Raw genomic sequence first — 21,036 nt, 5'->3', positions numbered from 1 at the left:
CTACGTAAGGAGGGTCAGCTGATGTCGGCGAAGAAAGCACTACTGCCCGAGCCAGCACTGGTACAACCACTGGCTGTGGACATGCGCCGCCTGACGCGCGTTGGTGCGCGTCCGGGCTTTCTGGACTATCTGGTTCAGCTCTGGGACTTCCGTGAGTTCATTTTCTATGACGCCCGCGCCAGGGTGCAGAGTGGCACCCGACGAGACCGTTTGGGTAGCGCATGGTTGCTGCTCAACCCGATCTTCAACGGCCTGACGTACTACGTTATTTTCGGCATCCTGCTCCAGACCAGCGGCGGCATTGAGAATTACGTCGGCTACCTGGTGATTGGAATCTTCATATTCCAGGGCACATCGGGAGCCATAACAAGCGGTGCCCGTTCCATCCACAGCAATAAGTCCGTGGTCCAGGCTTTCAATTTTCCCAGGGCCACTTTGCCGATCGGCATGAACATCCGGGAAATGATGTCCAACGTGCCGCTGATCCTCGCGATGCTTTTGATCATTACCCTGATCCCGCCGGTCGAGAAAATCACGTGGCTGTGGCTACTGATCATCCCGGCACTTTTGCTTCAGTCAGTCTTCAATCTTGGCGTGGGACTGATTCTGGCCCGCATCATTTCGCGCGTCCACGATGCTACCCATCTACTGCCGTTCTTCATGCGCGCGTGGATGTATGGCTCCGCAATCTTCTACTCCTACGAGAAGTTCGTGACACACCCCGACCTTCTTGCCGTTCTAAAGATGAACCCGTTGTTCAACGTCATCGACATCCTTCGGGATTGCATCCTTTACGCCGAATCACCCACCTGGCAGTCCTGGGCGACCCTGGCCGTCTGGGCATTGGGTGCACTTCTTGTGGGTATGGTCTTCTTCTGGCAAGGGGAGGAGTCCTATGGTCGCGGATGAGCAAGTCCTGGAGGTTGAAGGCCACCCGTGCGTGGTGGTTGACCGTGCTGCGATGGAATACCGTGTGGTCACAACGGACTCGGAAGCAGTTGCGCAAGAACGCCGGGACACCAGTTTCCTGAGCCGGCTGGGCCGCAGGCCAAACACCGTGACGGTACGCGCGCTTTACGAACTGTCCTTGGTGGTTGAACGCGGCGAGTCCGTGGGAATCATCGGCCGCAACGGCTCTGGCAAGAGCACTCTGATGAAACTCATAAGCGGTCAGATGCGTCCAACCTCCGGAGCGATCTTCGCTTCAAGTACACCGATCATGCTCGGTGTGAATGCTGCGCTGATGCCCGACTTGTCCGGGCACCAAAATGTGGTCCTCGGCTGCCTAGCCATGGGCATGAGCCGGCAGGAAGTCGAGGCCAAGTTCGCGAGCATCGTTGAACTCTGTGGGCTGGAAGATTCCATTTACCTGCCCATGAAGTCATATTCATCGGGCATGGCCTCGCGACTCCGCTTCGCCATCGCCGCGAGCATCGACCCAGAGATTCTTCTGGTGGACGAAGCCCTGAACACTGGTGACGCCCAGTTCGGCGATCGAAGCAAGCGTCGGATGGACCAACTGCGCGAACAGGCTGGCTGTGTCTTCCTGGTCAGCCACTCCCTGGACACCATCACCAAGATGTGCAGCCGGGTCCTCTGGCTGGACAAGGGACACCTGATCATGGATGGCGAACCGGAAGAGACCGTTCGCGCTTATCAGGACTTTACCGGTAATTTGGCCAAGGGAAACAACCTCTCCGCTGCACGTGTCCGCGACGAAGCTCGTGCCAATCTGCAAATGACTGAAGTCCTGGCAAGGAGCAAGATGCGCAGGAGCCGGGCATGACGGGTTTGATTTCGAATGTTCGTACAGCGGCATGGCATCTCCGGCATGGCGGCCTGTCACAGTTGAGATCGTGGTACCGCCGCCAGCGCGCACAGTCCCCGAGCGGCGTGCGGAACGCGCAGGGGACCATGCTCCGCAGCGGGCTTTCCTTTGCGCCCTTCGAATACCCCTCCGTACCTCCCCGCCGAGATGACCTCACAGTGGGCGTCATTCTGGATGACTTCTCCGGCAAGGCTTTTGCCTATGAGTGGAACGTGGTTTTCCTGCAGAAGGACACTTGGCTGCAGCAGCTCGAAGAACAGGCTGTTGACTTCGTGTTCGTCGAGTCGGCCTGGAATGGCAATGCCGGTTCGTGGCAGTACCAGCTCTCGGGGCCTAACGGACCCAAGCCCGAATTTCTTGAGCTGATCCGATGGTGCCGCGAGCAGGGCATTCCCACCGTCTTTTGGAACAAGGAGGATCCGCCCCACTTCGAGGACTTCCTTCCGGCGGCACGTGAGTTTTCTTTTGTCTTCACCTCGGACGAGAACAAACTCCCCGATTACCGGGAGGCCTTGGGGCATGACCGGATTGCGGTCCTGCCTTTCGCGGCCCAGCCTGCCATCCACAACCCTGTCCGGCCCTCCAACGGCCGGCATTCCCGGGACGTCGCCTTCGCCGGCATGTACTTCGCCCACAAGTACCCGGAACGCCGTGAGCAGTTGCAGCTCCTGCTGGATGGGGCGATCTCTGCCTCTTCGAAGTTCAAGAACGGTTTGGAGATCTTCTCGCGGCAGTTGGGCGGTGACCCGGACTACCAGTTCCCGCCTCCCTACGATTCGCACGTCGTCGGGTCACTGACGTACGACCAGATGCTGACGGCATACAAGTCGTACAAAGTGTTCCTCAACGTAAATTCCGTTGTTGATTCACCCAGCATGTGTGCCCGCCGCATCTTCGAGATCACAGCTGCTGGAACGCCAGTAGTCACCACGTCGAGCCCGGCCCTTCCCCGGTTCTTCCCTGACAGTGAAATTCACAGCGTGGACACCACTGAACAGGCCTCGGATGTCATCAAGGCTCTCATGCGAAGTACCGAACTCAACGATCGCTCGGTGCACCTTGCCCAGCGACGGATCTGGGCGGAGCACACCTATGCCCACCGCGCAGAGGAAGTCGTGGCGGCTGCTTTGCCTGCCAGGTCCCAGCCTGTTGAACCCCAGGCGGTCAGCGCGCTGGTTTCCACCATCCGTCCCCAACAGTTGGAGCACGTCTTCAGCACCATTGCTTCGCAGCGCGGAGTGGACGTTGAACTGGTCCTCCTGACTCATGGGTTTACGCCTGAGACCTCCACGATTGAGGGGCTTCGCGAGAAGTACAACGTGCCCAAGTTGACTCTTCTCGAAGCGCCGGAATCGCTCAGCTTGGGAGCTTGCCTGAACCTTTGTGTTGCGGCTTCCAAGGGCTCGGTTCTCACCAAGATGGACGACGACGACTACTACGGTCCGGACTATCTGAAGGACCAGTTGAACGCGCTCATGTATTCCGGCGCTGACGTGGTGGGCAAGTTCGCCCACTTCATGTTCATCTCAAGCCGTAACGCTGCTGTGTACCGCTTCGGACACATGGAACACAGGTTCAGCCACATGGTGATGGGTCCAACGATCATGGCGAACCGCTCTGTCTTCGAAAAGAATCCATTTGAGGAGAGAAGTCGCGGCGAGGACACAGCATTCCTCAACGCGGTGACCGAATCAGGGGGACGGATCTACTCCTCCGACCGATACAACTACTACCAACTCCGGAACGGCTCAGGACACACTTGGACTGCTTCCGACGACGAACTTCTCGCCTCCGGAGAGGTCAAGTTCTGGGGAAACCCTGCAGAACACGTCACGCTCTAGCCAGACTCACAATGCTGTAAACAAAAAAGGGGAACTTTGCTTTGAACACCATCAATCGAGTGGCCGTCATCGGCCTCGGATACATTGGCCTTCCGACGGCCGCCATCCTTGCAACCAACGGGATCGAGGTAATTGGCGTTGATGTTAACCAGCGTACGGTTGACGCCGTCAACGCTGGACAGGTCCCGTTCGTGGAGCCTGACCTCGGAGTCCACGTCTCCGGCGCCGTGAGCCAGGGCCACCTGAGCGCCAGCACGTCAACGCCCCAGGCGGACGCCTACATCGTTGCAGTGCCCACGCCGTTCAAGGAAGACCGCTCCGCTGACCTGAGCTACATTGAGGCCGCAGCCCGTGGCATCGCGCCTCAGCTCCAAGGTGGTGAGCTCCTGATCCTGGAATCCACCTCCCCTCCCGGCGCCACAGAGCACATGGCCAACTACATTCTGGACCTCCGGCCGGACCTCAGCCTTGATGGTTCCGACTCGAAGCCTGCCATCCTCGTGGCACATTGCCCTGAGCGAGTCCTTCCGGGACGGGTCATGATTGAACTCGTCACCAACGACAGGATTGTGGGCGGCATGACCGCTGAGGCAGCAGAGAAGGCCAAGCATCTCTACGCCGTCTTCTGCCAGGGCGAAATCCTCACCACGGATGCCGTCACCGCTGAAATGGCCAAGCTGGTGGAGAACTCCTACCGCGACGTCAACATTGCTTTCGCCAACGAGCTTTCTGTCATCAGCGACAAGCTGGGTATCGACGTTTGGGAACTGATCCGCCTGGCCAACCACCACCCGCGCGTCAACATTCTGCAGCCGGGTCCTGGCGTCGGTGGACACTGCATCGCCGTGGACCCGTGGTTCATTGTTGCAGCGGCTCCGGAGGAATCCCGCCTGATCCGTACCGCCCGCGAAGTCAATGACTCGAAGCCTGAGTGGGTCTTCGAAAAGGTTGTCGCCGCTTTGGAGGAGCTCCCCTCCACGGCAGAGGTGTCTGTCCTTGGACTGGCTTTCAAGGCCAACATCGACGACCTCCGCGAATCACCGGCTATCGAGATTGCGGCGCACCTGGCCGATGCTCTGCAGGACCGCCGTATCAACGTTGCCGAGCCGCACGTCGAAGAACTCCCCAAGCAGCTGGCTAATCGCAGCAACGTTGAGCTCGTTTCGATCGAAGATTCCATTGAGCGCTCAGAGGTTGTTGTTGTCTTGGTGGACCACGATGACGTCAAGACCGTTGCGCCGGAGCTGCTGCAGGGCAAGATCGTCATTGATACGCGTGGTGCGTTGACGCTTGAGCAGGAGACCGTGAATGCCCTCTGAGCGGACAGCATCCTGGCACGGAGACCAGACTCCGGCAGCAGTCGCCCGCCTTCGCCGTCGCCTTGCCGAAGGGCAGATCTCGGGCGACGCCGCAGCAAGCATTGAAGCTGCGGTACAAGAAGTTGAATGGCTGCTTCAAGACGCTACCCGTTGGCAAGGCCGTTTGACTAACGACTCTTCGGTGCAGCGCCCGAAAACGAAATCAGCTCCCACCCAGAAACAGGCTCCAGCCGCTGCCAAAGCGAAAGTCCTTGACCGAGCCTCGTTCCCAGCAATGGAGGCCGTTGCAGGAAATGGCCAAGTTGCCGACATCACCGTGGCCTCGATTCTGGATCCCTTCTCTCAGACCGCCTTTTCCTATGAGTGGAACAATATTGCGGTGGAGCCGAAGACGTGGAAGGCCCAACTACAGGAGACGAAGCCGGACCTTCTGTTCGTTGAATCGGCCTGGCAGGGAAACAACAGTTCCTGGCTGTACCAACTGACGGGCAGCCTGGCTCCGCGTGCAGAGATCAGCGAGCTCGTTGCTTGGTGCAAGGAGCAGGGAATACCAACGGTCTTCTGGAACAAGGAAGATCCGCCCCATTTTGACGACTTCCTGAAGAGCGCCAAGCTCTTTGATGTTGTTTTCACCTCGGACATCAACTGCGTACCAAAATACGTGGAGGCTCTCGGCCACGAGCGCATCCATGTTCTGCCGTTCGCTGCCCAGCCCCGTATGCATAACCCGGCGCGGCCGAACAGGATCACGCGCGACCGCGCCATCGCCTTTGGCGGAATGTACTTCCGCCACAAGTACCCCGAGCGCCGCCAGCAAATGGATTACTTGCTGCCTGCTGCACAGAAGTTTGGCTTGGACATCTTCTCGCGTCAGCTGGGTAACGACGAAAACTATCAGTTCCCCGAGCCATTCGATAAGAACGTGGTGGGCTCCCTCCCATACGAGCAAATGGTCACGGCCTATCACGCCTACAAGGTGTTCCTCAACGTGAACTCGGTGGTTGACTCGCCGAGCATGTGCGCCAGGCGGATTTTCGAAATTACCGCCTGCGGTGCGTCCGTGGTCAGCCCTCCAAGCCCGGCCATTGAGCGGTTCTTCCCCGATCAGTCGATTTTGACCGCGGCTGACGAGAAAGAAACCCACGCACACTTGAGGGCGTTGATGCGTAGCGAGTCGTATCGACAACGACTCGTCCACCGTGCGCAGCGCGAGATCTGGAAGAACCATACTTACGCCTCACGAGTGGACCAGATTCTGGCTAGCGTGGAACTGCCTGTACCTGCGCGGGACCGCTCTGTGTCCATCATGGCGCCCACGTACCGGCCTCATGCGATTGACTCCATTCTCGAGAATGCGGCTAGGCAGGTAGACCTGGAGAAGGAACTGGTAATCCTGACTCACGGCTTCGAGGTCAATGCCACTGAGGTGAAGGCGAAGGCCTTGGACTTGGGTCTGGGCAATGTCAGCATCATTTCCGCCGCGCGGGCAGTCACCTTGGGGGAGTGCCTGAACCTGCTGGTAGATGCTGCCGAAGGCGACATCCTCACCAAGATGGATGACGACGACTATTACGGCGAAAACTACCTGCCTGACCTTGTGCATGCGCTGAACTTCTCGCAGGCAGACTTGGTAGGCAAAGCGGCGACCTACTTCTACTTCGAGAGCAAGGACGCGACGATCCTGTCTTATGGAGCCCACGAGCACAGGTATACGGACTTCGTTCGCGGTGCTACTCTCACCGCGCCAGCCGAGGTATTTCGTGAGCACCGGTTTGAAGCACTTGGCCGTTCTGAGGACTCAACCTTCCTCAAGAACGTCAAGGGTGCCGGTGGCCGGATCTACGCGGCGGACCGATTCAACTACTTCGTCCGTCGCTCAGCAGACGTCAGCAGCCACACATGGCAGGTTGCCGATGACGAACTATTCGCTACGGGCGACGCCGAGGTCTTCGGCGATCCCATTGCCCACGTTTCGGTTTAGGGGAGCGCACAATGAATCTCGGAACGTTTAAGAGACTCCTTGGCCGACGCATGACGCAGCTTCACGCAGTGTTGCTGGCCTTGGCGCTGTTGGGGATCGTTGTTTGGGTCCTCAGCTCGGATGAACGATGGCTTGCCCTGCCCTTCGCTTCAGTGGCAAGCGCTGTTCTTCTGCTTGGAACCCAGTTGCAGTTTTCAGTGGATACGACTCAGACACTGAAAAACAACTCCCAAAAGCGCCATGCCGCACTGAAAGTCATGACTCAGCAAATCGAGTCCAAGACCCACGCCCGTGCGGATTCGATCGACCGGCAACTTAAAACAGTCGTTCAAGATCTGGCCAAGGTTACAGACGGGCAGCAACTCAAGGCGGTGCGCCAGGAATTGGCGAACCTCGCATCGCAGGGACAGGCTCTCTCCGATCAGCAGCGATTCCGTTTTGCTGAGATCATCGATCTCTACCAAGATCACGTTGATCGTCAGCAGGCTTTTGAATTGCGCTTGCGCCGGCTGGTGGACGAGAGCGTTGAATCGCAACTTTCTACTGTCGCAGAAGACAACGCCCCTGACGATGCGTCAGCAGAATCCACCCCGCCGGCGCCGTCCGTGGACAGCTTGGTCGAGTCACTTTGGCCGTCCGTCCAGAACCACATCTGGATTCGTGACCTCTATTCGCGCTCAGGCTCGGTTGCACCCCGGGGATTCCTTGCGTCGCCGAAAGACATGAAGGCCGGTGCCTTCCTGGCCGTTACCGAGTCTGTTCTCGTCAACTGGGGTATTGACAGCCTGACGTTCCATTTGGCTGAGGAGCGTGCCCGTCTCGGTATGACAACTGTCGCGGTGGAAACTGATGATCGTTTGGCCGACATTGCGGCCCAAGCACTGGGTGGGAACCTCAAAACTATCTCCACTGGCACGTTGGCAGCCAAGGAGCTCGGCTACGAGCTAGGGACGTTGATCACCGAGCCAGCTGGCTTGCTGCTCAGCCGCCGCTTGGATGATATTGCGTTGGCCAGGCTCGCAGCAGTATTGAACGATTTGCACCTTGTTGAGAGCGTCTACCTGACTGCGGCTCCGACGGGCGATGGGGGTTCAACTGTCGGCGTGCTGGCGAGCGCTGGGTTCAGCCGATCCCAGGCGATCGAAGAGAGCACCATTGATCGGGCAGGCCTAGAGCTCTGGCAGAGGGCCAGCTGATGTCCATGGCGACGGATCCGCTTCACATAAAGATCCAGAAGCCTCAGGCCAAAGGATCAAAGGTCACTTTCTCCTTTAGTGCATCACGCAACCTCGAGCTGCAGTCTCGCAACAGTTGGTACATCGACTATCAGGGCATTGATGTATCCCATGTCTCCAATGACATGTTTACTTTGGTATTCCTGGCCTGGCAGCTCCCAGTATTCCTGAAGTCGCGCGCGCTGAAGATCACTATCTCGGCGGATTTCCCTGTCTCCGAGGACGTGTGGCTCTTTATCCGACGGCTGATGAAGAACAAGGGGACGTCACTGCAGCGCGTTCGATTTGAGGGGCTCGTCAGCCGTCCGCCGGAAGCGACAGACGGTACGCCAGGATACGCGTATCGCCAAAAGGGCACGCTTTGCGTGGTCCCAGATGGCGTGCCTCATGGTGTAGTTCGTGAAGTTTTGACGCAGTTCACGGACGTCAAGGAACTTTCATTCCGCTCCCTGGAAGTACTCTTCGCTGCCAGTGCAGAGTCCGTCGCGCCCGGGCAGTCCCGACTTTCATCCAGCCTCAGCATCAGCTCTGACTTTGGTGTGACACTCCGGCGAATCGCACTCGGCGCTGCTCCCAGGGCTTTCAGCGCCTATGTTCTCGCCGCAGTCCCCGGCTTGATCGGCGGTGGTTTCACGCGGTTTGCCACTTTCCTGGGAGGGAATCGTTTCTGGCAGCACACCGTTGACTCAAGTTCAATCGGAAATAGTGGACAACGCACGGAGAACTTCCAAGCGCTCTCGGACTTCCTTGCCACGGCAGCCGGCTATCCCGTGCAATTCGCCAACCTCGGCAGGTCACTTTCCGGCTTTGGAGCCGTGCGTGCCCTTAACCGGCTGGCACCGGCGTGGATCGTGGACTACGAATCTGCCATTGCTAAATCGGAAAAATGGGCAACGCGTCCCACCGGTGTTTTGGCTTATGTTGCAGCATCAATGGACCGCGACGGTAAGTTGAGCGAGCGGGCAGAGACCCTGTTCCGGGAAAGCTCGGCTTTTGCGAACATCCGTGCCGTAGCGCAGGGAAATGCGAAAGTGGGCTGGGACTCGAACATTATGTGGGAGTCACGGCTCGGAATTCCGGATTTTGAGCAAATGGAGCTTCACGAGCTTTGCCACAAACTGACAACCCAGCCCGCGCAGGAAGAGGCCGGCGACGCATCCATTGTGGACACGCTTGCGCCATTCGGACAGCAGGGGTATCCGGATCTTTGGAACCTCCGGCAACTTGCCCCCGGCGAGTATAGAAATGGCTTCGAAGAATGTATAGCAGCTGTTCTGGAAGATGCCGTGGAAACGTCTGAATGGCGAGGCCACTATCCTCTGCGCTCAGAAGCCGTAAAGTTTACGGGCCTCGTGGAATTGCCACGTCCGTGGCCTATGTCCTTTAGACACCAGCAGGTGCCAATTGGCTAGGGTCCTGATTCTTGTAACCTACCAGGCAGCCTGGGGCGGGCTACATGAAAATGTTGCATACGCCGTCCGTGCCTTGATTCGGGCAGGTCATAGCGTAGATGTGGCCTGCCCGCCATCGCGGCTTACGGATCACCTGCTTGCACTTGGGGCCGGCGTCATCGACCTGCTTCCTTCGGCGACGTCTGAGGAACTGGAACCGTTGTTGAGGGGCCGTCAATACGATCTGATCCATGCGCACCCGTTCCGCTCACGTGAAATCGGCCTTCAATTGGCAGCTGCCTGGAAGATTCCGTTCATGGCCACCTTCCACGGCTCGTACTTGGATGCTGTTTCCACATGGCATGAACGTGCTGCTGTGATCGCTGCTGTATCGCCGGCTGTTTCGGAAAACCTTGTGGCGCATGGTGGCGTCCCGGGGCACAAGATCACTGTGATCCGCAACGGGGTGGAAGACGAACTCTTCGAGAGCCCGATCAGACCAGTCCTTGAGCGGGTCCGGGATGGCCGTGGCGACATCGTGGTGCTTGCTCGCATGGACCGCGATAAACAGGCCTTGGTGGAGAGCGTGGTGCCGACGGCAAAGATGCTCGCCCAAGAATTTCGCGAACTGCAGTGGCGACTAAGAATTGCCGGTTCCGGCGGTGCCGTGGGGGACTTCCGGGAACATCTTGGCCAAATGCTGGCAGTTATGCCCAACATTTCAATTGACTGGATGGGCTGGGTCAATTCCCAAGAGGCCAGCAGGATTCTAAGCGGTGCCGTCCTGGCGTTCGCCTCAGGCCGCGGTGCCGCCCAGGCTCTGGCCTTGGGAACCCCTGTAGTCGCTGCTGGCTCCCAGGGTGTGGTTGGACTCCAGGAAGGCGAGAACTTACAGCGCGGCTTTTGGGGCAACTTCGGCGGGCAAAAGCCGGAGGTTCCGACGGACAACCTCGACGTCGCCCACCGCGTGACTCAATTGGTCCGAGACCCTAAGTCCTGGCACGAGAAAATGTCACGCGGCAGGCAATCAATCCGTGGCGACGCGGCTCAGTCGGCCGTCGACGCGGCCTACGTGTCAGCTGTCCAGCTTGCCATGGAAACGGCGACTGGGTAGTTTACACGGACCGACGGGCGGGTTACGCGAAGTAACGGTCTTTGGATCACTATTTTGGAGAATGGAAGAGAAATTTGCGCGAACAATACATCGATACTGCATCCAATGTAGTGACCCGATTCCGCACTATCGACGAATTCGTGGAGCGTGGAATTGCGCCTAGGGGCATCATCTCGATTAATGAGGCCGGCGTTCCGATTGACTTGCTTAACAGCGACATCGGTGCGGATACCACCGTGGTCTTCTTCCACGGGGCTATCGAACCGCACTATCGCGTCCCCGTTTTGACGGGGCAGGGCATTTCCAACGGCCTGAACGCCAACCGAATATTTGTTTCCGATCCCAGCCTGTACCTCTCCTCGGAATTGGCGCTCGCGTGGTACGCCGGAAACCACAAACAGGATCTTCAATCCCTGCTGATGCGGGTCATCTCGCATGTGGTGAGCTCGCACGGTGCCAAGAGGGTAATCTATTTTGGCGGTTCGGGTGGAGGCTTCGCGAGCTTGTACTACTCGTCGCAGACTCCCGGCTCGGCAGCGGTGGTTTATAATCCTCAGACAGACATAACCAAGTACCATTCCAGAGCTGTCCGTTCCTTCGCGCAGATTGCCTACGGCATTCCGGAAGACGAATACGACCCGCTGTCGTCAATCCGCAACCGCCCAGTGACTAATCTGTGCCCGCTGTACTCGGAGCCCTTGTCGAACAAGGTCTACTACATGCAAAACAGCAACGATCAGTACCACGTCAAACGGCACATGGAGCCATTCCTTGCAGCGGCCTCGGGCGTCAACGACGTCGAGGTTCTTGTGGATGCCTGGAGGGATGGGCACACGCCACCGCCAAAGGAACTGCTTTCGGAAACCCTTCGGCGTTTCTGTGAATCGGGTTCCTGGTGACGTTGGCCGGGAGAGAGAACGCCATGGATGACCTTCCTGTAGCATCCGGGTTCGCCGACCTCGGGACGTTCCTCTCTGCGGATCGCATTCCCGATGGTCAATTGGAGATCGTGCATCGAGGGTTGCCAATCGAGGTGCTTAACCTTCCTGTTGGTTCAGACACCACGTTTGTGTTTTTCCATGGTGCGGCGGAGAAGGACGTGCGATTGCCGTGGTTTGCCGGGAAGGGCATATCCTCGGGACTGCCTGTGAACCGGATTTTCATCTCGGATCCGAGCTTGAGGAAAGCCGAGGAGCTGAGGCTCTCGTGGTATGCGGGATCGGATGCTCACCCTGACCTTCAGGAAGCCTTGGCAGACATCGTTCGTCGCATCGTGCGGGCGAGCGGTGGGTATAACGTCGTCTTTTTCGGCAGCTCCGGCGGCGGATTTGCAACACTTGCTGTGTCAAGGTTTTTCCCGACGTCGCTCGCGTTGGCCGTCAATCCTCAAACCTCACTCGGACGGTATTACAAATCGGCCTCGGACCGGTTCTTGACGCACGGTTGGGGTATGGAGGGCCGCGAACTAACAGAGCTGCCCGGAACTGTGGCGCACGACCTCGTAAAGTCATACCGGTCTGGTTTCGCTCACACCGTCGCCTTTGTACAGAACGCTCGTGACTGGTTTCACATCCAAAACCACCAGTTGCCGTTCCTCGAGGCAGTAGGCGAATCCGAGAATGTTTACATGCTCATGGATCGATGGGGTCCAGCGACTGGGGACGGACATACCCCTCCGCCCAAGGACCTGCTCCGGCAGCTCCTTGAAGTACTGGCGATTTGCCGCGGCGACTGGGCAGCAGCCCTGTTGGATGGCGGTTTTCAGCATGAAACGAGGCCCCAGGATGTGAGTGCCCGGCTGCGGGAAACCGCCGAGGTCGTCGAACAAACTTAACGGATGCGGGCCCTGCCCTCATGAGAGAGTGCGGGGCCCGTATGTCGAGTGGCAGCTATCCTTTAGCCTCGATCTGAGTAGAAGGCGTCATTTTTGGCGCCCGATCCATTCACCACATCGATCATGTAGTACTTTCCTGAACCAAGCGAGGTACTACCCAATTGGGCGGTCACGGACTCCAAGCGAGGATTGAGACCTTGCTGGATTCCGTAACTGGGGTTGTAGTTGGTGGCCGGTACCGTCTTTTCATAGGTCCGACCACTGGTGTCCGTCCATTTGATATAGACGGTTCCGCCACTGAGATTTTGCCCCGTCACGAGAACGTCTCCGTTACCGTAAAAGATCGAATCGGTAATTATCGGGGTCATGCTCCCCGTCTTCATTCGATCAACCAGCGGACCCCAGGCGCCTGAGCCTATGCATGTGTAGTAGGTGTCCCACATGAAGGAAATCACCTTTACCGGTGCGTTGCCCATCTGCTGCAACTGCTTATCGATCCGAGCCTTAGTGGTTTGACCCCGCAAGTTGGTGTCGCAAGGATTTTGGCTCGTTGCAGGGGCCATTCCTTCCAAGTTGCCCCACAGCTGGGCTCCCGTACCGTCAATTCCGTTTGCTGCCGCTGCGAAGTAGTCGCGGTTAGGGGCAAGATATTTGTCACCCCAGGTCCCACTTCCAACTATTGATGCGGCGAACGGATCCACTGCGGCGGTGGCTTCATTTCCAAAATATGCGCCGCCTTTACCGGTCCCCATGCTGTCTTGGATGGCGATGGACAGGCGGACCTTCCCGGCAGTCTTGGCAATCTTTTCGGCGCCATACATAACCTGTGTAGTGGTGATTTTTGAGCCAGTGCGACGTGAATCCAGGTACGGGCTGACCATTGCGCTGCGGTCCGGCAGAATCCGTGAAATAGCGTCATTTTGCATCTGGTAAAGGTTCAAGATGGGCTGGAATGACGTACCGTCAGTCACCGGCATTTCGAAGGAATGATAGAAACCGGCCAAGCCAGCTTGGTTGATTACTGCCTTCTGGTAGCGCAGGAATCGGTCCGTGAATTGCGTAAGTGCGGGCAGGTACGACACATCTGGCAGCCAAGCCAAGTCCGTTCGGCTTGCAGGAATTGGCATACCCGCGTAGTACTTCATACCCAGGGAAGTCGCAGCCTTTGCGAGCGAGACGTTGATTCCCAAGGTGCCGGCATACGGGGCGCCGCTTACTACCACGACGTCATACACCCCATTGGAGGACGTGCAGTTACTGCCTTGATTAGGAAGCACGAATACGGTGAACGGCTTTCCATTGCCCGTAAGGGAAACGTCCTTTGGGCAATAGCGGGACGGCGCGCCCCAGAGACTTGCATCGGAGTATGTGAAATATCGATTGACCTTCAGGCCAGTGGCCGCGGCCGTGGCACAGTTGACTCCGTTGATATTGCAGTCTTCAGGAATCATGTCGAGTGTGGCGGGCTTGAGCCTGGAGCCGAAGGTGATCACCGTGTCTCCACCTACGGACTTTATGTCGGTCAGTTTCTGAATGTTGATCGCATCGCTGGAACTGCCGAAGATGAAATAGCCGCTAATCGGGAAGACCGGCGGCGGCGTAGCAGCTTGGGCCGGGGAACCGTAAAGGAAGCCTACTATCAACACAAATACCGCTAAGATGCTGGACGCTAGATGTCGGGCGCGGATAGTAGGAGGGGGTGACGTTTCAGAGCTGAAGTTGGCCACAGCGGATCCTTGGACTCGTAGGGTGAGACCTTGGACCTATGGCAAAAGAATGGCGCGCTGCTACGTCAAACTCAAGGGCTTGACTAGAATCTTCAAGCTTCCGTGGGGCGAGTAAAGTGCGGCGGAACTTGTGACGGCCCCGTTACCGGGGCCGTCAAGGCTAGACAGAGACTGTCATGCCGAATTCGTCGATGCGCTGCCCTACGCCCAACAGTTCTGCTATTGCTGCGACGGTGCGCTCGGAGGCTCGGCCGTCGCCGTACGGGTTGACTGCGTTGGCCATGGTGTCGAAGTGATCGGCGTCGTTCAAGAGGCGGTCCACCTCAGCAACGATGCGTTCTTCGTCAGTACCAATGAGAGTCACTGTGCCGGCCACAACGGCTTCGGGACGCTCCGTGTTTTCCCGCATGACGAGAACGGGCTTGCCAAGGCTGGGAGCTTCCTCCTGGACTCCGCCGGAGTCGGTGAGGACGATGTGTGCCAGCGACAGCATGCGGGTGAATTCCCCATACGCCAGCGGCTCAGTCACAACAACATTCGGCTTGCCCTCGAGGGCAGGCAGCACGGCTTCGCGAACCACCGGGTTCTTGTGGGCCGGAAGGACGATGACAAGGTCCGGTTCAGCGTCAGCGATGCGGGCCAGGGCGCGGCCGACGCCGCGCATGGCATCGCCCTGGTTTTCCCGACGGTGCGTGGTGACAAGAAGAATCTTGCGGCCGCTGGCTGCGAGTTCCTCAAGCTGGGGGTCGGTGAAGGGGATCTGCTTGTCCACGGTGGTGAAGAGAGCATCGATGACTGAGTTGCCAGTAACAACGATGTCCTTGGCAGGCACGCCCTCAGCGAGGAGGTTGGCGCGGCTGGTGGAGGTGGGAGCAAGATGCAGCGTGCTGATCTGGCTGGTGATCTTGCGGTTGGCTTCTTCCGGGAATGGCGAAAGCAAGTTGCCGCTACGGAGGCCAGCCTCGACGTGGACCACGGGAATACCGTGGTAGAAGGCGGCGATCGCTCCGGCCGTAGAGGTCGTCGTATCGCCCTGGACGATCACGGCATCCGGCTTGTTGGCAGCGAACAGCTTGTCCAGGCCAGTCATGGTCCGGGTCATGATGTCAGTGAGCGACTGGCCGGGCTGGAGGATATCGAGGTCGTGGTCCGGCGTGATGCCGAATAGCTCGTTGACCTGGTCCAGCATTTCGCGGTGCTGGCCGGTGACGGTGACGATGCAGTCGAACTCTTCGGATTCATGCAAAGCATGGACGATGGGCGCCATTTTGATGGCTTCCGGACGGGTACCGAAAATGGGCATAATGCTGGGCACGTTTTTCCCCCAAGAGAGCGATCTTGCGATAGACAAAGACTTCAGTATCCTACCGGAGGGTGCCGGTGAAGAAGAATCGACGCACGCGAAGGGTGAGGGTTTTTGGACTAACCGGCCAAGAGTAGAGTGGCAAGCAGGACAGGAACTGCCAGGACCACTAGGACAACGAGAATAAGGGCTATGCGCCGCTTTTGCTGTTGATGGTTGGCGGCTGGTGTCGGAACGATGGGGATCGGTGCGGAAGAGGGCCGTGGATGGTCTGTGCGGGCCGACGGTTTGGTGCGGGCAGGACCTTGGGGCAGTTGGAGATTGAACCGCTGACGCTTGAAATGCCGGCCGGCCGGAAGCGGGCGTGGGGGTGTATCGCTCACCTTGTGCACCTTCCGTTGACGGCCGCTTAGCGACGCTTTTTCTGACAGCTCTTCCATCTACCTTAGTGAGAAGAACACTCCGGCTGCATCCACACGTCCATGAGCCCACCCGTTTCGACGACGAATCGGTCCAGCCAGGCTGCGGCCGAAAGCTCGGGTTGGGAGCCCACCATCTGGATCTCAGCAGACGTGCACTGCCGCATCAAAGTACCCGCCCGGACGAGGTGATAATCGGAGGTAACCACGGTGACGGACTTCCACCCGTTCTGGGCGATTAGCTCCGCAAGGCCTCTGGCTTCGCCCCGGGTATTCAGCGGGGAGGGACGGAAGCAAATCAAATTAGGGTCATCGTCTTCGTGGCACAAAGCGTCACCCTCGACATTGCCGGACAGGCCCGTAGTCGAGACGACCAAAATGGGGATGTCCAAGCTTTCCTGGAGTTCTTGGGCTACGGGAAGTCGTTCCTTGCTCAGCCCGCCCAAAACCACGATTGCGTCGGTCCGATGCGGGGTGCCCTGTGGAGGGCTGTAAAAGAACTGAAAAGCCGCGATCAGCCACAGGATGGCGATCACCAAAACCGCTACCATGGCGCGCACAACGCCGCGCGTGACGGAGGCAATTTTGAGGGGCACGGGGACAGTCTATGGTCCCGGAATGTGTGTTCCTCACACCCCTTGGAGTCCGTATATCAACTACCGAGTATCAACATCCTCAAACACCAGGAAAGTCTGGGTATCCAGCACTCCCTCCATGGACTGCAGTTGGTCGAAGATCACACGGCGCAGGTGGATGTTGTCCGTGGCGCGGACCAGCAGGATGACGTCAAAGTCGCCACCCACCAGGGCGATGTGGTGAACCTCGGGAATCGCGCGCAAGTGCTCCTTCAGTTCGCGCCATGAATGCTGCTGGACCTTGAGGGTGACGTAGGCGGAAGATCGTAGGCCGGCTTTGATCGGGTCCACCAAGGCCGTGAACTTGGTCAAAACCCCCTCTCCAGTGAGGCGGGCAATGCGTGAGTAAGCGTGCGCCCGGCTGATGTGCACGTTCTCGGCCACTTGTGTAATGGACATCCGGCCGTCAGTTGTGAGCTCGCGGATGATGTCCCGGTCAACATCGTCCAGGGGTACGGCAGTCTGCTCCGCCTCGGTCTCGCTCACGTGGTCTCCAATTCGTCTACAGGACTGGCTCGTTACCCAGCTCACATTTACAATTCGTCTTTCAGAATAGCCACTTCCTGCATGCTCTTCCATGATTTGAACGAAAGCTGGATACGAAACAGCTGTCCGGAACATACTGGAAGCACATAGTGGCTAGAGAAGGACGGACCAATGACGATCCACGCAGACCACACTGCGCCGGAAACGGCAGTAGAGGACCAAGCTGCTGACGTCCAAAGAAAATTTGGCATCAGCGTAGAGGACTACATGCTGCCCGCCCGGCACCAGATTCAGATGGTGAATCCGGATGGCACCCTCCGCTCCCAAGAAGAGCAGGGCACCGAACCCGGCCATGAGTACCCCACGCCGAGCGATGCTGAACTCATGGCCGCTTACGAGCAGCTCGTCGTCGGGCGTCGCGTCAACGATCAGAACTCCGCGCTCGTCCGGCAAGGCCGCATGGCTGTCTATCCGTCGAGCCACGGACAAGAGGCCTGCCAGGTGGCGGCCGCCATGTGCCTGAGCGAAGGTGACTGGCTCTTCCCGACGTATCGCGACGCCGTCGCAGTGATGACCCGTGGTGTGGATCCTGTTGAAGCGATGACGATCTTCCGTGGCGACTGGCATGGCGGCTACGACCCCAAGAAGCACCACGTGGGTATCCAGTGCACCCCGCTGACCACGCAGCTGCTGCACGCCGTCGGGGTCGCGCATGCCGCCAAACTTCGTGGTGAGGACACCGTGGTGATGGCCATGTGCGGCGATGGTGCCACGAGTGAGGGTGACTTCCACGAGGCCCTGAACTTTGCGGCCGTCTTCCACCTGCCGGTCATCTTCTTCGTGCAGAACAACAAATACGCCATTTCCGTTCCGCTTAGCCACCAGTCGGTGGCGCCATCGCTGGCCCACAAGGCTGTTGGCTACGGTATGGCCGGTGAGCGAGTGGACGGCAACGACCTCGTCGCGCTCCTCGCCGTGATGGACCGTGCCGTGAAGCTGGCCCGCGAAGGCTCGGGACCTCTCCTGATCGAGGCCCACACGTACCGCATGCAGGCGCACACCAACGCCGACGATGCTACGCGCTACCGCCCCGACAGTGAGGTGGCTGAATGGCAAGCGAAGGATCCGCTGACCCGCATGAAGTCCTATCTCACCGGCAAGGGGCTCCTGGACGACGCCGCCAATGAACGCATTGCCGAGCATGCCGAAGCCGTAGCAACCCAACTCCGCGAAGGCCTGGGCGAGGATGTTCCGGTTCAGCCTCTGGACCTCTTTAAGTACGTCTTCTCCAAACCCACCCCGCAGCTAAAAGAGCAGTCTGACCTGCTGGCAAGCGAACTCGCCCGCGAGGAGGGCTCAAAATGACCGTCACCACTTCCGTCAACGGCAACGTTAGCGCCGCCACCGCCAGCGCCGCCGCGTCCGCTGCAGCTACCGCTGAGGCGAGCGGCCCTCAGTCCATCACCATGGCCAAGGCGCTCAACACGGCAATGGCCGATGCCATGCGTGCCGATTCCTCGGTGCTGGTATTCGGTGAGGACGTCGGAATGCTGGGAGGCGTCTTCCGCATCACCGATGGCCTCATGGCCGAGTTCGGCGAACAGCGCTGCTTCGATACCCCTCTGGCAGAATCCGGAATTGTTGGCATGGCAGTTGGCATGGCCATCAACGGGATGCGGCCTGTCATTGAAATGCAGTTCGACGCCTTCGCCTATCCGGCTTTTGAGCAGATCGTCAGCCACGTTGCCAAAATGCATAACCGGACCAAGGGCAAGGTCAAGATGCCCCTGGTCATCCGCATCCCCTACGCCGGCGGGATCGGGGGAGTGGAGCACCACTGCGACTCTTCCGAGTCCTACTACGCCCACACCGCCGGCCTGAAGGTTTACACGCCAGCCACTGTGGCCGACGGATACCGGATGCTACGTGAAGCCATCGACTCCGATGACCCCGTGATGTTCATGGAGCCCAAAAAGCTCTATTGGTCCAAGGACCAGGTGGACTTGGACGCCTTGCGCGCAGAGCACGACGCCGGCACCTCCACCGAGGGCCGGGCGGCTATTGCGCGTCCAGGCACTGACGCGACGCTGATCGCCTACGGTCCCTCTGTTCCCACAGCGCTCGCAGCGGCGGCTGCTGCGGCCGAAGAGGGCCGCTCGCTAGAGGTCATTGACGTCCGCACCCTCGTCCCCTTCGACGACGAAACCGTCTGCGCGTCCGTACGCAAGACGGGACGCGCCGTCGTGATCGCCGAAGCCCATGGCTTCGCCTCTGTGTCCTCCGAGATCGTGGCCCGCGTCCAGGAGCGTGCGTTCCACTACCTCGCCGCGCCGATCCGCCGCGTGACCGGCTTCGATGTCCCGTTCCCGTCTCCCAAGCTGGAGCACTACTACCTGCCGAGCGTCGACCGCATTCTCGACGCCGTCGACGACCTTCAATGGGAGGACTGACCATGAGCTCAGATATGCAGGTATTCCGCCTGCCGGACCTGGGGGAGGGCCTCACCGAGGCCGAACTCGTGAACTGGCTCGTCGCTGTGGGTGACGAAATCAAGGTCGATCAGCCGATCGCCGAAGTGGAAACAGCCAAGTCCATGGTGGAAGTGCCCTCGCCTTATGCAGGTACAGTGGCCGAGCTTCACGGTGAGGCTGGCCAAACGCTCGACGTCGGCAAGCCGCTGATCTCGATCGCCCGTTCAGGCGCTGCTCCCGTTGCGCAGGAAACTCCCTCCACTGCCGAAGATGCGGTCTCGACCGGGGTGGTGGCTTCCCCAGAGGTTGATGCTGCCGCCGAGACGTATCGCACCGAGGAGAAAGCCGGGTCTGGAAACGTACTCATCGGATACGGCACTCCTGGTGGCGTGACTGGTGGCCGGACGCGCCCGCGGAAGGCGAGCCTCGCCGTCGTCGACCGCGAAACGGAAACCCGGGCCGAAGCCCCGGTTGCTGCCGAGCCACCTGTCGCCGGAACGCGCATTCCCGGCAAGCTCAGTGCGGTTATCTCGCCACTTGTCAGGAAGATGGCCCGGGACCACGGTGTCTCCCTTGAGACCATCCAGGGCTCAGGTGCCAGTGGGCTGATCATGCGCCGGGACGTGGAAGCTGCGATCTCTACGCCCGAAGCTCCCGAAGCTCCTGAGGCTCCTGGTGCTCCCGTTTCAGCGCTGGTTGCTGAGGGGGACCTCGACTCCCGCACCGGGCTACCTATCTCGGCCCGGACTCCCGTCCGTGGTGTTCGCAAGGCAGTTGCCGCGAACATGACCAAGAGCCGCACGGAGATCCCTGAGGCGACGGTCTGGGTGGATGTGGATGCCACGGCATTGCTTGATATGCGGGCTGAACTGAAGAAACGCGCTCCGCACGACACACCCGGTCTACTGGCTTTCATCGCCCGTTTTGTCACTGCTGGGTTAAAAAAGTACCCGGCCCTGAATACGCGCTTTGAAAGCGGAGAAGACGGCTCCCAGGAGATCGTCGGTTTTGACGGAATCAACCTCGGTTTCGCAGCACAGACGGATCGGGGGCTGGTGGTCCCGTCTGTCCGGAACGCTCACCAGCTGAGCGCTCGCGAATTGGATGCCGAGATCCGGCGCTTGACCACCGTGGCGCGAGACGGCAAGGCCACGCCCACTGAGCTCGGTTCAGGGACCTTCACGCTCAACAACTATGGCGTGTTCGGCGTCGACGGCTCGGCCGCAATCATCAACTACCCCGAAGTGGCGATGCTTGGTGTTGGCCGCATCATCGACCGGCCCTGGGTGGTGAATGGCGAGCTTGCCGTGCGCAAGGTTACCGAGTTGACCCTCGCCTTCGATCACCGCGTGTGCGACGGCGAGACTGCGGCCGGTTTCCTCCGGTACGTCGCCGACGCCATCGAGAACCCTGGTGGAGCGCTCGCAGATATGTAGGCAGAAGGGGGCGGCG

Annotated in this window: 17 protein-coding genes; 13 read left to right on the top strand and 4 right to left on the bottom strand. The window is 59.1% G+C overall.

Annotated features, from left to right (window positions below):
- The first annotated feature begins 21 nt into the window (after positions 1–21).
- The 10 genes from ACZ5G6_RS18350 (at position 22) to ACZ5G6_RS18305 (ending at position 12,543) form a co-directional block, all read left to right on the top strand.
- Entirely contained in the window at positions 22–909 is an 888-nt protein-coding gene (locus tag ACZ5G6_RS18350) for an ABC transporter permease (RefSeq protein WP_223934247.1), read from the top strand.
- Entirely contained in the window at positions 896–1,786 is an 891-nt protein-coding gene (locus ACZ5G6_RS18345) for an ABC transporter ATP-binding protein (protein WP_223934246.1), read from the top strand. The genes ACZ5G6_RS18350 and ACZ5G6_RS18345 overlap by 14 nt, the downstream gene beginning before the upstream one ends.
- A complete protein-coding gene (locus ACZ5G6_RS18340) occupies positions 1,783–3,669 on the top strand; it encodes a glycosyltransferase family protein (protein WP_498687114.1) in 1,887 nt (628 codons plus the stop codon). Before ACZ5G6_RS18345 ends, ACZ5G6_RS18340 begins: the two co-directional genes overlap by 4 nt.
- A gap of 41 nt (positions 3,670–3,710) precedes the next feature.
- The gene (gene wecC / locus ACZ5G6_RS18335; RefSeq protein ID WP_498687112.1) at positions 3,711–4,988 is read left to right on the top strand and encodes a UDP-N-acetyl-D-mannosamine dehydrogenase; all 1,278 of its coding nucleotides are present in this window, start codon (positions 3,711–3,713) and stop codon (positions 4,986–4,988) included.
- Positions 4,978–6,969, top strand: a complete 1,992-nt coding sequence (locus ACZ5G6_RS18330) for a glycosyltransferase family protein (RefSeq protein WP_498687110.1) — start codon at positions 4,978–4,980, stop codon at positions 6,967–6,969. Before wecC ends, ACZ5G6_RS18330 begins: the two co-directional genes overlap by 11 nt.
- Positions 6,970–7,037: 68 nt before the next feature.
- A complete protein-coding gene (locus ACZ5G6_RS18325) occupies positions 7,038–8,165 on the top strand; it encodes a hypothetical protein (protein WP_498687108.1) in 1,128 nt (375 codons plus the stop codon).
- A gap of 5 nt (positions 8,166–8,170) precedes the next feature.
- Complete coding sequence (locus ACZ5G6_RS18320; protein ID WP_498687106.1) at positions 8,171–9,616, top strand: hypothetical protein; 1,446 nt, start codon at positions 8,171–8,173, stop codon at positions 9,614–9,616.
- Entirely contained in the window at positions 9,609–10,709 is a 1,101-nt protein-coding gene (locus ACZ5G6_RS18315) for a glycosyltransferase family 4 protein (RefSeq protein ID WP_498687104.1), read from the top strand. The genes ACZ5G6_RS18320 and ACZ5G6_RS18315 overlap by 8 nt, the downstream gene beginning before the upstream one ends.
- A 74-nt stretch (positions 10,710–10,783) precedes the next feature.
- Positions 10,784–11,608: a hypothetical protein gene (locus tag ACZ5G6_RS18310; protein WP_498687101.1), complete on the top strand. Its 825-nt coding sequence runs from the start codon at positions 10,784–10,786 to the stop codon at positions 11,606–11,608.
- A 23-nt stretch (positions 11,609–11,631) separates the two neighbouring features.
- Entirely contained in the window at positions 11,632–12,543 is a 912-nt protein-coding gene (locus ACZ5G6_RS18305; RefSeq protein ID WP_498687099.1) for a hypothetical protein, read from the top strand.
- Between the two features lie 62 nt (positions 12,544–12,605).
- Here the strand turns inward: ACZ5G6_RS18305 and ACZ5G6_RS18300 are convergent, their stop codons facing one another.
- The 4 genes from ACZ5G6_RS18300 to ACZ5G6_RS18285 form a co-directional block, all read right to left on the bottom strand.
- A complete protein-coding gene (locus ACZ5G6_RS18300; RefSeq protein ID WP_498687097.1) occupies positions 12,606–14,270 on the bottom strand; it encodes a hypothetical protein in 1,665 nt (554 codons plus the stop codon).
- 160 nt (positions 14,271–14,430) lie between these two features.
- Positions 14,431–15,585 carry a non-hydrolyzing UDP-N-acetylglucosamine 2-epimerase gene (gene wecB / locus ACZ5G6_RS18295; protein ID WP_498687095.1) on the bottom strand — a complete coding sequence of 385 codons (1,155 nt, stop codon included), beginning with the start codon at positions 15,583–15,585 and terminating at the stop codon, positions 14,431–14,433.
- Positions 15,586–16,018: 433 nt separating this feature from the next.
- Positions 16,019–16,588 carry a YdcF family protein gene (locus ACZ5G6_RS18290; protein ID WP_498687093.1) on the bottom strand — a complete coding sequence of 190 codons (570 nt, stop codon included), beginning with the start codon at positions 16,586–16,588 and terminating at the stop codon, positions 16,019–16,021.
- 60 nt (positions 16,589–16,648) lie between these two features.
- The gene (locus ACZ5G6_RS18285) at positions 16,649–17,113 is read right to left on the bottom strand and encodes an Lrp/AsnC family transcriptional regulator (protein WP_216926440.1); all 465 of its coding nucleotides are present in this window, start codon (positions 17,111–17,113) and stop codon (positions 16,649–16,651) included.
- Positions 17,114–17,284: 171 nt separating this feature from the next.
- Between ACZ5G6_RS18285 and pdhA the strand changes: the two genes are divergently transcribed.
- From pdhA to ACZ5G6_RS18270, 3 genes are read left to right on the top strand one after another with little or no spacing between them, the layout of a single operon-like run.
- Complete coding sequence (gene pdhA, locus ACZ5G6_RS18280) at positions 17,285–18,478, top strand: pyruvate dehydrogenase (acetyl-transferring) E1 component subunit alpha (RefSeq protein WP_498687090.1); 1,194 nt, start codon at positions 17,285–17,287, stop codon at positions 18,476–18,478.
- Positions 18,475–19,563 (top strand): alpha-ketoacid dehydrogenase subunit beta, encoded by a 1,089-nt coding sequence (locus tag ACZ5G6_RS18275; RefSeq protein WP_498687088.1) that lies wholly within the window; start codon positions 18,475–18,477, stop codon positions 19,561–19,563. Before pdhA ends, ACZ5G6_RS18275 begins: the two co-directional genes overlap by 4 nt.
- Positions 19,564–19,565: 2 nt before the next feature.
- Complete coding sequence (locus ACZ5G6_RS18270; RefSeq protein ID WP_498687086.1) at positions 19,566–21,020, top strand: dihydrolipoamide acetyltransferase family protein; 1,455 nt, start codon at positions 19,566–19,568, stop codon at positions 21,018–21,020.
- The last annotated feature ends 16 nt before the right edge of the window (positions 21,021–21,036 follow it).

The sequence above is a fragment of the Arthrobacter sp. TmtSoilC51 genome (assembly GCF_055388015.1).
This window is presented reverse-complemented; position numbering and strand designations above follow the sequence as displayed.